At 74.5% G+C, this 11,815-nt stretch carries 10 protein-coding genes and 1 pseudogene; 7 read left to right on the top strand and 4 right to left on the bottom strand.

Features of this window, described 5'->3' with window-relative positions:
* Positions 1-330 precede the first annotated feature (330 nt).
* Positions 331-459, top strand: a complete 129-nt coding sequence (locus RIM90_RS26890; protein ID WP_309063340.1) for a hypothetical protein — start codon at positions 331-333, stop codon at positions 457-459.
* A gap of 192 nt (positions 460-651) precedes the next feature.
* Entirely contained in the window at positions 652-1,101 is a 450-nt protein-coding gene (locus RIM90_RS26885; RefSeq protein ID WP_309063339.1) for a J domain-containing protein, read from the top strand.
* Positions 1,102-1,296: 195 nt separating this feature from the next.
* Here the strand turns inward: RIM90_RS26885 and RIM90_RS26880 are convergent, their stop codons facing one another.
* Positions 1,297-1,677, bottom strand: coding sequence for a hypothetical protein (locus RIM90_RS26880; protein WP_375165563.1), 381 nt, complete (start codon positions 1,675-1,677; stop codon positions 1,297-1,299).
* 406 nt (positions 1,678-2,083) lie between these two features.
* Positions 2,084-3,691 carry an IucA/IucC family protein gene (locus tag RIM90_RS26875; RefSeq protein ID WP_309063338.1) on the bottom strand — a complete coding sequence of 536 codons (1,608 nt, stop codon included), beginning with the start codon at positions 3,689-3,691 and terminating at the stop codon, positions 2,084-2,086.
* Between the two features lie 112 nt (positions 3,692-3,803).
* On the opposite strand from RIM90_RS26875, the gene RIM90_RS26870 reads away from it, so the two are divergent.
* Genes RIM90_RS26870 through RIM90_RS26860 form a run of 3 tightly spaced genes read left to right on the top strand, consistent with a single transcriptional unit; the run spans position 3,804 to position 7,450 of the window.
* Complete coding sequence (locus tag RIM90_RS26870; protein ID WP_309063337.1) at positions 3,804-5,327, top strand: IucA/IucC family protein; 1,524 nt, start codon at positions 3,804-3,806, stop codon at positions 5,325-5,327.
* A 45-nt stretch (positions 5,328-5,372) separates the two neighbouring features.
* Positions 5,373-6,650, top strand: a complete 1,278-nt coding sequence (locus RIM90_RS26865) for a VWA domain-containing protein (RefSeq protein WP_309063336.1) — start codon at positions 5,373-5,375, stop codon at positions 6,648-6,650.
* Positions 6,650-7,450: a hypothetical protein gene (locus tag RIM90_RS26860; RefSeq protein ID WP_309063335.1), complete on the top strand. Its 801-nt coding sequence runs from the start codon at positions 6,650-6,652 to the stop codon at positions 7,448-7,450. Before RIM90_RS26865 ends, RIM90_RS26860 begins: the two co-directional genes overlap by 1 nt.
* 46 nt (positions 7,451-7,496) lie before the next feature.
* Here RIM90_RS26860 and RIM90_RS26855 read toward each other — a convergent pair whose 3' ends face one another.
* Positions 7,497-8,126, bottom strand: coding sequence for a helix-turn-helix domain-containing protein (locus RIM90_RS26855; protein WP_309063334.1), 630 nt, complete (start codon positions 8,124-8,126; stop codon positions 7,497-7,499).
* An 89-nt stretch (positions 8,127-8,215) separates the two neighbouring features.
* On the opposite strand from RIM90_RS26855, the gene RIM90_RS26850 reads away from it, so the two are divergent.
* Together RIM90_RS26850 and RIM90_RS26845 are read left to right on the top strand one after the other, a co-directional pair.
* Complete coding sequence (locus tag RIM90_RS26850; protein WP_309063333.1) at positions 8,216-9,424, top strand: pyridoxal phosphate-dependent aminotransferase; 1,209 nt, start codon at positions 8,216-8,218, stop codon at positions 9,422-9,424.
* Positions 9,425-9,524: 100 nt separating this feature from the next.
* Positions 9,525-10,481 (top strand): annotated as a pseudogene (locus RIM90_RS26845) (MFS transporter); the annotation flags it as partial.
* 90 nt (positions 10,482-10,571) lie between these two features.
* Here the strand turns inward: RIM90_RS26845 and RIM90_RS26840 are convergent.
* A complete protein-coding gene (locus RIM90_RS26840; protein WP_309063332.1) occupies positions 10,572-11,441 on the bottom strand; it encodes a helix-turn-helix transcriptional regulator in 870 nt (289 codons plus the stop codon).
* Positions 11,442-11,815: the final 374 nt, after the last annotated feature.

The raw sequence follows: 11,815 nt of genomic DNA, 5'->3' as shown, positions 1-11,815 counted from the left end.
ACACTCCCGCCGCCTCGTCCGGACGGGCGGGGCACGGATGACGTGCGGGGCCGTCACCGGTGGCCGGAAGCAGCGGTGACGGCCCGCCGCGGCAGGGGCCCGCTCCGCCTCCACCCGTGGATCGTCCCGGTGGATCGTCCGTCCGCGTCGGCGAGCCGCGTCCCGGAGGGCCGGCGACCTGGGCCACCCGTTGTGCCCGCACCACCGCCGGGCAGCCGGAACGACCGGGAGCTTCGGTCGGGGAGCGGACCGAGACGCGGCAAGCCGCCATGATGGGGGCCGGATGACGGTCGTCGAGGAGAGCAGCTCCCCATGGGCAATCATGTGCATGTGCGACTCCATCAGGGACTGAGCGTGTCGGAAGAGGGGGAACTGGTGGAGCACTACCGGTGCCGATGCGGGGCCACCTGGACGAAGGTGTACCAGGCCGACGGCACGGACCCGGAGAGCCCGGCCTGACACCGGCCCCGGCGTGCTGCGCCGCGGTCGAGGCGGCTCCGAGTCGGCGCGTATTGACATCAACGCGGTGAGGTTGTATCCGGGTCCCAGGGATGTCTTCCTTCCGGTCTCCCCGGTCTTCGTAGGTCCAGGCCCTGCAAGCAGGGGGTGAGGACGATGTCCGGTCAGCGACCGCGACGCGACCACTACGCGGTGCTCGGCGTGCAGTCCGACGCGTCCCCGCAGCAGATCACGACCGCCTTCCGCGTGCTGGTCCGCTCCCTGCACCCCGACACCCGCCGCGCCGGTACTCCCGCGGCGCCGGAAGACCTCGCCGAGGCCGTGGCCGCCTACGAAACCCTTCGCGATCCCCGGCGGCGCGCGGCCTACGATGCCGGGCGCGATCGCCGCGGCGGCGGGACGGGCTCCGGCCGTCCGATACCGGTCCGCGTCACCCGCACAACCGGCCGGGCACCGACGAGGCGGGCTTCGGCGGGCCCGGTCGGACGCCCTGCGGACGCGGACGTGTTCGACGCCCTGGCGCGACTGCTGCCCCCGAGGCCGTCGCGGACCGGCCCGGTGTCCGGGCCGCGGCGTGCCGAGGTGTTCGATCCTGTCGATCCGATCCTGCGGTGGATTCGCCGCATGGGCCCCTGGCTGTGAGGCGCGGCGGGGCAGCGAGGTACGACCGGCAGGGGCGCCTGCGCCCGTCAGCCGTCCGGCGCGGCGCCGCCGTCATCGGCACCGTCCGCCGCGGCACCGGCCTGGGCCGCGTCGACCCGGTGGCCGTCTCCCATGCCGTCGCTCCGGACGTGATGGAACCGCGGGCCCGGGCGGAAGCCCTGGTGGGGACACCGCTCACTGTCCGCCAGCCACACGGCTCCCGGTGAGGTCGGTGATGGCGTCCACATGGCGCTCGATGGCGGGCGTCACGGCGGGCAGTCCGCCGAAGAGCGCGTCCCCGCGGGCGTCGGCGCGCAGCCGGACCGGCGTGCTGCCGTACTCCGGCTCACCGTGCCGGCCCTTCACGGTGCCGCCCGCGACGTGGGCGAGGAGCTGACCGCCCGGACAGACACCCGGCGTCGGGGTGGCTTCCTGAAGCGCCTGGCCGGTGAGGCGGCGCAGGGCGGGGAGCCAGGGGGCACGTTCGTCCTCGTACGGGAGGCAGCCGCCGCCGAGGACGACCAGGGCCCGGTGCTCCAGGAGCCCGGGGAGCGGTTCACCGGCGCAGGCGCGCACCACCTCCAGGCGCAGCCCGGCCTCCCGCAGTCACGAGCCGACACGGCCGGGGCCGCCGGCCGGTGTGTTCCGGACGACGAGCACGCTCGGCCCCGCGGTGGCCCTCAGCAGGATTCGCCTCCCGGTCCGGTACGCGGAGAGAACCGACGGGACGCATTCTCCCGGTCCGGGACACGCGCCGCTGCCCCCGCGTCCGGTCCTCCTCCTCGGTCGTCGGCCGGCCGGCACCGGAAAGCGGAGGCGCGGCGCGAGGACCGGGTCGGCGCGTGCCTCGGCGCGGCCCACCTCGCCGGACGTCGTCGTCGGGACGTCACCGGCCGCACCGGCGCTCCCCTTGTGCCCGGACGGCCGCACGGCGGCCTGCTGAGCGGGAGCGCGCCGCTCGCGACACCGGTCGGTCCGGCGTTCACCCGCCGGCCAGCGGGTTGGGCAGCGGCCGGTAGCGGGCGTCGGCGCCGTCCGCGCCGGTCCAGCGCAGCAGCAGGTTGGTCTTGCCGGGGAGGGTGGGCGCGGTGCGCAGGGCGGCGGCCTCGGGGAGGTCGTGGCGGGCCAGCTCGCGGTGCACGGCGGGCCACGGGTCGAAGCCGGGGTGGTGTTCGGCCAGGGCGGCGGCGATCTCGGTGAGGTGGTTGACGACCAGGCAGTACACCAGCCGCTCCCAGCCGGCCTCCCGGGACACCTCCGGCAGCGGGAAGGGGCCCTCCGCCGCCCGGGCCGCCTCCGGCAGGAGCTTCACCCCCTCGGCGTCCCGGAACAGCGCCTGTACGGGGGTGCCCTCGGCGTCCATGGCGACCAGGGTGTTCTGCAGGTGCGCCTCCAGGACGACGCCGTGCCCGGCGAAGGCGGCCAGGACCGGCGGCACGACCCGGGCCAGGTACGCCTCCCACCAGGCGGCCGGGGCGGTGGTGCCGGCGAGCGGACTGCCGTCGAAGCCCTCGACCAGTGCCGCCGCGAGGTACGGGGTCGCACCGGGCAGCAGATGCGCGCGCAGTCCGTCGCGCACGACGACGGCCAGCTGTTCGTGGGCGAAGTCCGCGGTGCGGTGGCCGCGGTCGCTCAGCCAGGCCGCCGTACCGTCGAAGGCGGCGAAGGCGGAGCGCGCGGCCGTGTCGGTCCCGCGCAGCTTCAGCAGGTCGTGGCGCCACAGCCGCCGCACGTCGTTGGTGATGCGCACGTCCAGGCTGAACTTCAGGAACAGGTCGCGTCCGGGCGCGTACAGGGTGCGGACGGCGGCCGTGGGCCACACCGGGAACGCGGTCTCGCCCAGCCGCACCAGGCGGCCGTCGGCGAACGCGGGGGCGAGGTCCCGGGCGGCGAGGTCCAGCTGCCAGGGGTGGGCGGGCAGCAGGCGGTAGCCGGGCGGGGCCGTGCCCAGGTGGTCGAGGGCGCGGATGTCGCCCTCCTCGACGACGGCGTCCTCGCGCAGTCCGAGCAGCGTCAGCGGGAAGCGGGCGTGCGCCTCGGGCGCGTACGGCAGCCAGCAGGGCGCGGGGCCGCCGCCCCGTGCCTTGGGGGCGGGATGGTGGGTGTGACCGGTGAGCAGGGCCTGTTCGGAGCGCAGATACGGGTCGTCGGGCGGGGTGGCCCGGGCCCGCGCGGCGAGCAGCGCGGCCACCGCGTCCCGGCTGTCGATCATCTCGGCGGGCAGTTCGTGGTTGGACAGGCCGGTGTGCCGGCGCAGCTCCTCGGCGACGAGCTCGACCAGCTCGGTGTGGCCGATCCGGTGCCAGGCACCGGCCGCGTACACCTCGGGCGCGGCGGGGCGCCGGGTGCCGCGCACCCGCAGCAGGCGGTCCACGCCGGGCAGGCGGTACGTCCGGAGCCCGTCGGGTCCCTGCGCGGGCCGCGCGTTCGGGCCGGACGGGGCGGTTGGGCCGGACAGGTCGGGCAGGGGCCGGGCCACCTCGCGCAGCAGGCAGTTCAGCAGCGGCACGGCCGCGTACGCGTCGGCGCGCCCGGTGAGGTCGGCGAGAGCGGCGCGGCTCACCGCGTCGTCGTCTGCGGGCGGGGGCATGGGGTCCACGCGTTCCACTGGTTCCCTACGGTCTGTCCGGGCGGAGACGATCAGTATGTCTGTCGTCGTCCGCCCTTCCGTCCCACCGTGTGCGTACCCGAGGAGCCCGCCCGTGCACCGTCCCCCCACCGCCGAGACCGAGGTCGCCGACGAGCTGGCCGCCGTACGGCCCGGCCTCGTGCGCCGGTACGCGGACGCGCTGCCCGGCGCCCGCGCGGCCGTGCTGACCCGGCTGTGGCGCGGCCTCGCGCACGAGCCGCTGCCGTGGATCGTCCGCCGCGAACCGGGCCGCGACGGGCTCACGCTGCGCCTGGCGGACGGACGGCGGCTGCACGGCCCGCGGGCGGATCCGTACGCGACCGGCGCGTACGTCACCGCCGTACGGCTCGACGGGACGGAGTACGACGATCCGGCGCGGCTGATGACGGACCTCGCCGTACCGCACTCGGCGGCCTTCGCGGCCGAGCTCGGGCACAGCGCCGCCTCACTGGCGCTCTCGCGGGCCGGGCGGCCGCATCACCCGAAGGAGTGGCCGCGCAGCGACTGGGAGTGGGAGCAGCGGGTGGTCGACGGGCATCCGTTCCATCCCAGCTGCCGTTCCCGGCCGGGCTTCTCGGTGGCCGATCAGCTCGCCTACGCGCCGGAGCACCGGCCGCTCGTGGAGCTGGAGCTGCTGCCGGTCCCGGCGGAGGAGTGTCTGGTGACCGGGGTCTGGCCGGACCGGCTGCGGGACGGCGGGCGGGTGGTGATCCCGGTGCATCCCTGGCAGGCGGCGCATGTGCTGAAGCGGAAGGGCGTGAAGGGCACGGAGGGGGCGGGGCGGCTGGTCGCGCATCCGCTGATGGCGCTGCGCACCCTCGCGCTGCCGGACGGGCCGCACGTCAAGACCGCGTTGAGTGCCCGTCTGACGTCCTCGGTGCGGGACATCTCGCTCGGCTCGATCGCCGCGTCGGCGGTGCTGTCGGACTTCGGGGAGGCGGTGGCGGCGCGGACGGACGGGCTGCTGCACATCACCCGCACCCTGGGCGCCGTGGCCGCCGGGTCCCCCGATCTGGCGGCCGTCCTGCGCGAGTCGCCCCGGCCGTACGCGACGGCCGGGGAGCGGGTGGTACCGGTGGCGGCCCTGGCGACCACCGGACTGGCCCGGTCGGACGCCTGGCTGGCCGCGCTCGCCCGGCTCGCCCTGACGGTCGGGCTGCGGCTGCTGGAGCTGGGGGTGGCCCTGGAGGCGCACGGCCAGAACCTCCTGGTGGTGCTGTCGCCGGCCGGGGAACCGCGGCGACTGGTCTACCGCGACCTGGCCGACATCCGGGTGGGCCCGGTCCGTCTGGCGCGGCACGGCGTCCCGGTCCCCGAGCTGCCCGCGCGCATGGTCACGGACGACGAACGCGCCCTGCGGCGCAAACTGTTCGGCTCGCTGGTGGCGGGCGCGCTGGCGGGGACGGCGGGTTCGGGACCGGCGCTGCGCGCGGCCCTGGAGACCGCCGCACGGGATCTGCCGCGCACCCCGGATCTGGCCGCGCTGCTCGGTGAACCGCTGCCCGCGAAGGCGCTGACGCTGATGCGGCTGTCGCCGGGGACCAGCGGGGACCAATGGGCGGAACTGCCCAATCCTCTTCGCGCCGGGCGGTTGTGATCACCCGTTTTGGCGGGCGGCACACCTGATCAATAGGATCCGCCGATGATCACAAGAAAACGGCCGGTGGCAGGCGTCTGCGCCCTGCTCGCCGCACTGACGGCCGGGCTCGTCGCCTTCCCGGCCGGGGCGTCCGCCGGTGAACCCGCGGGCCGGGACGCGCCCAAGGTGAACCTCGTCCTCGATGTGAGCGGCTCCATGCGGGCCAAGGACATCGACGGGCAGTCCCGGATGGCGGCGGCGAAGCAGGCGTTCAACGAGGTGCTGGACGCCACGCCGGAGGAGGTCCGGCTCGGCATCCGGACGCTCGGTGCCGACTACGCCGGCGACGACCGCAAGGAGGGCTGCAAGGACACCGCGCAGCTCTACCCGGTCGGCCCGCTGGACCGCACCGAGGCCAAGACGGCGGTGGCCACGCTCGTCCCGACCGGCTGGACCCCCATCGGCCCCGCTCTGCTGAAGGCGGCGGACGACCTCGAGGGCGGCGACGGCTCCAAGCGCATCGTGCTGATCAGCGACGGCGAGGACACCTGCGCCCCGCTCGACCCGTGCGAGGTGGCCCGGGAGATCGCCGCCCAGGGCATCGGCCTGACCATCGACACCCTGGGCCTGGTGCCGGACGCCGAGCTGAGCCGGCAGCTCAGCTGCATCGCCGAGGCGACCGGCGGGACCTACACCTCGGTCGAGCACCAGGACGAACTCACCGACCGGGTCAACGAGTTGGTGGACCGTGCGGCCGAACCGGTGGTGACGCCGGTGGCCACGCGGGGTGGCGACACGTGCACGAAGGCTCCGACCCTGAAGTCCGGTCTCTACACCGACCGCGAGGAGTTCGGACAGCAGCGCTGGTACCGCGTGGAGCTGCTGGCGGGGCAGGAGCTGCGCGCCTCGGTGAGCGTGGCGGCGGACCGGGCCGTGCGTCCGGACTACGGCGTGCTGCTGCGGGCCGTCACGGTGCACGGCCGTGAGATCGTGCGCGGCGAGGCCACGGGCAACGGCCGTACGGACGTGCTGTCCACCGGCCTGCGCCATCCGAAGCCCGAACGGGACGACGACGACAGCGACAAGCCGGCCGCCGAGGTGGTCTGCCTGGCGGTGACCAACTCCTTCTCGGCGGACTCCGGGGTGAAGACCACGCCGGGTCTTCCGCTGGAGCTGACCGTCGACGTCGTGGACGGGCCCGACGGGGCGGGTGACGTGGCCTCCTTCGGTCTGGGCCGGGGCTGGTGGCTGCTCGGCGCGCTGGTCCTCACCGGCTTCGTCGCCGGCCTGCTCTGGGGCTGGCTGTCCCGCTGGCGGTTCGCTGTCTGGAGGACCAACTGATGCGTGCCGTACGTGTACTGAGTGCCGCCCTAATGACGCTCGGGCTGGCCGCGGTCCCCGCCGCGGCCGACTCCTCGCCCTCCCCCGGCGAGTCCGAGGACGGCGGGGCGCCCACCCGCGCGGGCACCTCCTTCCGCACCGCGACGGAGGTCGAGCAGGGGCAGACCGCCACCGCGCGTGCCTCCACGGGCGACTACCTGTACTGGTCGTTCCCGGCGGACGCCGGGCAGCGCCCCACCGTGAGGGCGACGGTGAGGCTGCCGGAGCGCCACGCCGCCGAGACCTGGCAGATCGACGTGTACGACGGTCTGCGCCGCCGCCAGGCCTGCCAGTACGGCGCGCAGACCCGCACGGCCGGGACGGACGCGGCCTCCGTGGAGCTGGAGTGCGTGCTGCGCACGGTCCGCGCCTGGTCGGAGCCCTGGGCCAACGACCCGCTGCCGGGCACCTACTACGTCCGTCTCACGGCGCTGCGCCTGTCCACGGCCGACCTCGGCCAGGTTGTGGACGCCGAACTGCGGGTCGAGTCCAAGGACATGGGCGGCGCGGCGGCGGTGGACGGCGCGCTGTCCGAGCCGCTGGTACCGGGCGTCGCGACACGCGCCGGGTCGGACGAGGGGAACGACGACCCGGCCGTCCTGGCCGGCCTGGAGCCCGAGGACGGCTGGACCTCCGGCCGGTGGTCCGACCGCTGGATCTGGACCGCGGCGGGCGGCGCGCTGGCCGCCCTGGCGGGCGTCGCCGGCTACCGCCTGACCCGCGGGTCCGGGCGTCCGCCCGGGGTACCACCGAACGCGTGACGCACTCCCGGAAGGCCCGCCCCGTGCGGGCCTTCCGCCTCTTCTCTCAGGCCTCCCGCAGGGTCTTGGCGAGCGTGCCCTCTCCCGTCACCCGGACCCGCCCGGCACGGATCGCGTCGGCCAGGGGCAGTTCGCCGCGGCTGATGGCCGTGCAGGTGGCGGTGTCCAGGGAGAGGAGGGCGTCGGGTTCCCCCGGAGCGGGACCGTCGCCGTAGACGGGGCCGGCTTCCGCGCCGGCGTGCAGGTGGAACCGGCCCTCGTCCAGACGGACCTCGACGAGACCCGTCTCCCCGCCCAGGGCCCGCAGCAGGGGCAGCGCGAACCAGTGGGCCCGTACCGCGTCGGTGGGGCGCCGCTCCCCCAGCTCCTCCCCGCCCCAGGCGCCGAGAGCCTGGAGGACGGGCAGCAACGCGCTGCCGCGCGGGGTGAGTTCGTAGACGTAGGCCGCGCCGGGCGGGGGGAGCCGACGGCGGGTGGTGAGGCCGCCCTGCTCCATGTCCCTCAGCCGTGAGGCCAGTACGTCCGTGCTGACGCCCGGCAGGTCCGCGTGCAGGTCGGTGTAGCGCCGCGGGCCGGCGAGGAGTTCGCGGACGATCAGCAGGGTCCAGCGGTCGCCGACGGCGTCGAGCGCGCGGGCGGCGGGACAGTACTGGTCGTAGCTTCGGCGAGGTGGCATGCGACGCAGTCTAGACATGTCGTTGGACTTTCCAAGCTCCCACTTGGTAAAACCAAGCAACATCGGATGGGCGTGAGGGGAAGCGGCGCATGGAGTTCCGGCAGTCGAGCAAGCTCAGCGAGGTCTGTTACGAGATCCGCGGTCCGGTCATCGAACACGCCGACGCGCTGGAGGAGGCGGGGCACAGCGTGCTGCGCCTGAACACCGGCAATCCGGCCCTGTTCGGTTTCGAGGCGCCGGAGGAGATCCTCCAGGACATGATCCGGATGCTGCCGCAGGCGCACGGCTACACCGACTCGCGGGGCGTCCTCTCCGCCCGCCGCGCGGTGGCCCAGCGCTACCAGACCCTGGGCCTGGAGGTCGACGTGGACGACGTCTTCCTCGGCAACGGCGTCTCCGAGCTGGTGTCGATGGCCGTGCAGGCCCTGCTGGAGGACGGCGACGAAATCCTCGTCCCGGCACCGGACTTCCCCCTGTGGACGGCGGTGACGACCCTCGCGGGCGGCAGGGCGGTCCACTACCTGTGCGACGAACAGGCCGACTGGTACCCGGACCTGGACGACATGGCGGCGAAGATCACGGACCGCACGAAGGCCGTGGTCGTCATCAACCCCAACAACCCGACCGGCGCGGTGTACCCGAAGGAGGTCGTCGAGGGCATCCTCGACCTGGCCCGCCGGCACGGCCTGATGGTGTTCGCCGACGAGATCTACGACCAGATCCTCTACGACGACGCCGTGCACCACTCGGCCGCCGCGCTCGCCCCCGACCTGGTGGTCCTCACCTTCTGCGGCCTGTCCAAGACGTACCGCGTGGCGGGCTTCCGCTCCGGCTGGCTGGTGGTCACCGGTCCGAAGCAGCACGCGAAGGACTACCTGGAGGGCCTGACCATGCTGGCCTCCATGCGGCTGTGCGCCAACGCCCCCGCCCAGTACGCCATCCAGGCGGCGCTCGGCGGGCGGCAGTCGATCCGCGAGCTGACCGCGCCGGGCGGACGGCTGCGCGAACAGCGGGACGTGGCCTGGGAGAAGCTCAACGAGATCCCCGGCGTGAGCTGCGTGAAGCCGAAGGGCGCGCTGTACGCGTTCGCGCGGCTGGACCCCAAGGTGCACCGGATCCACGACGACGAGAAGTTCGTCCTCGACCTGCTGCTCCGCGAGAAGATCCAGGTCGTCCAGGGCACCGGCTTCAACTGGCCCTCCCCCGACCACTTCCGCATCCTCACCCTCCCCCACGCGGACGTCCTGGAGACGGCGATCGGCCGGATCGGGCGGTTCCTCGGCGGCTACCGGCAGTAGGGAACCGCCCGTGCGGTGGACACGCCGATCACGGTGGACGGGCTACACGGCCGCCGCCTCGGTGTCGCGGGCGGCGTCGTAGGCCGCCCGCGACTCGGTGATGTGGACCCGGTGGCTGGGCATGCTCGTGGCGCTGTTCCCCGAGGGGCGTGAACAGACCAGGGCCATCGCGGTGTTCAGCGCCGTGGGGGCGGCGGGAGGGGCGCTCGGCACGTTCCTCGGCGGGGCGCTGACCCAGACCCTGGGCTGGCACTGGATCTTCCTGATCAACCTGCCGATCGGGGTCGTCGCGCTCGTCGCGGCGGTCCGCGTGCTCGCTCCCGACCGCCCGGACGCCGCCGCGGGGTCCGCCCGGGGCGCCGACCGTCCCGGCGCCGCGCTCGTCACGGGCGCGCTGATGCTGACCGTGTACGTCATCGTCGGCTCCGGTGAGCGGAGCACGAGCCGCACCCTGCTGCTGTCCGCGCTCGCCCTGGCCCTGTTCCTGGCGTTCACCCTCCGCCAGGCCCGCGCCGCACGCCCGCTGCTGCGGCTCGGGCTGTCCCGCTCCCGGCTGCTGAGCGGGGCGAACGCCGTGCAGGTGCTGATGATCGCGACAATGTACGGGTTCCAGTTCATCGGCGCGCTGTATCTGCAACGTGTCCTCGGGTACGGCGAGTCGGCCACCGGGCTGGCCTTCCTGCCCGCGCCGGTCGCGATCGGCGTGCTGATGCTGGGCCTGTCGGCGCGGGTGGTGGGCCGGTTCGGTGCCTCCCGGGTGCTGCTGTCGGGGCTGGCGCTGATCGTCGCCGGGATGGCGCTGCTGAGCCGGGCACCGGTGGGCGGCGGGTACGTGACGGACGTGCTGCCGCCGATGCTGCTGCCCTCGGTGGGGTTCGCCGCCGCGATGCCCGCACTGACCGGGCTCGCCATGACCGGGGCACGGGAGGAGGACGCGGGACTCGCGTCCGGGCTGTTCAACACCACGCAGGTGGTGGGCGGTTCACTGGGCCTCGCGGTGCTGTCGGTCCTCGCGTCGAGCCGCACGGACGGGCTGCTCGCCGGCGGCGGTGCGCTCGCCCTGCGTGCGCCGCACCGCCCGGCCGCCGGGCCGCGGCCCGGCGGAGCACGGGTGCGTCCGGGTCCCGCGGCTCTCACCGAGTTCCCCTCACCCGCTCCCCGTGCCGATGCCGCACGCCTGTTGCAGCACCGTCAGCGCCGCGGAGGAAGCGGATCCGGGCTCCACGGTGAAGGTGACCAGGGACTGGTGCGGTTCCTGCGGGACGTGGAACGTCTGTTGCGTGACGGTCAGGTCCCCGACGACCGGATGGGCCAGGTCGTGGACGTCGCGGCCGCAGGGCTCGACGGTGTGTTCGGCCCACAGCGCGGCGAACTCGGGGCTGTGGATCGCCAGCTCGCCGACCAGCGCGGCGAGGCAGCCGTCATCGGGGTTGCGGGCCGTCAGGATGCGCAGGTTTCCGACCACGGCGCGGGCCTTGGCGGGCCAGTCACGGTAGAGGGCGCGGGTGTGCGCATCCAGGAAGACCAGCCGGGACAGGTTGGGCCGGGTGTCCGGGTCGTCGGGCGAGGCGGGGTCCAGGTGTCCGGCGAGCAGGGCGTGCCCGGCCCTGTTCCAGGCCAGCACGTCGTTGCGGCGGCCCACGACGAGTGCGGGCACGTGGCCCATGGCGGACAGCAGCGTACGCAGATCGGCCGAGGCGTGCTCTTCGGGGGGCGTCGCCCGCCCGTTCCGGTGGCTCGCCGTCGTGGACAGCACGTGCAGGTGTTCCCGCTCGGCCGTGGTCAGGTGCAGGGCCGCGGCGATCGCGTCGAGGACCTCGGCCGAGGCGTTGAGCGACTGGCCCTGTTCGAGCCGGGTGTAATAGCCGGCGCTGATCCCCGCGAGCATCGCGAGTTCCTCCCGGCGCAGCCCGGGCACCCGGCGCCGGTCCCCGTACCGGGGCAGGCCGACGTCGTCCGGGCTGAGCCGTGCCCGCCGCGCCACCAGGAACTCGCCGAGCGGTGATCTGCGGTTCATGGCGGCAAGTATGCGCGGTTGCCGTGCCCGCCGCCTGCACCTGTCAGGGGTAGGCAGGAGCGGGTCTGGTCACCCCGGCCGGTGGCCTCCAGAGTCGGTTCCACGGATGACGGCCAACGGCGAAAGCCCCTCCGTTCCCCCCTGCTCAACCGCCCTCCAGGGCACCTCCGAACGCATCACGGCCCCGCCCCGCGAGCCGCACACGAACCACGAGGTAGACACATGCCCGCCACCCCACCCGCGCCCTGGGTCACCACGATCGAACTGGGCGACGTCGAGATCACCCGCGTCATCGAGTTCTCGGACGTCTCGCCGATGACGACCGACGTGTTCTTCCCCGGCAGCAAGCCGGAGGAATGGCAGCGCCACGCCGC

The sequence above is a fragment of the Streptomyces sp. genome (assembly GCF_031181555.1).
Taxonomy (GTDB): domain Bacteria; phylum Actinomycetota; class Actinomycetes; order Streptomycetales; family Streptomycetaceae; genus Streptomyces; species Streptomyces fimbriatus.
The sequence above is the reverse complement of the archived record's forward strand: the minus strand, read 5'-3'. Positions and strand labels throughout refer to the sequence as shown.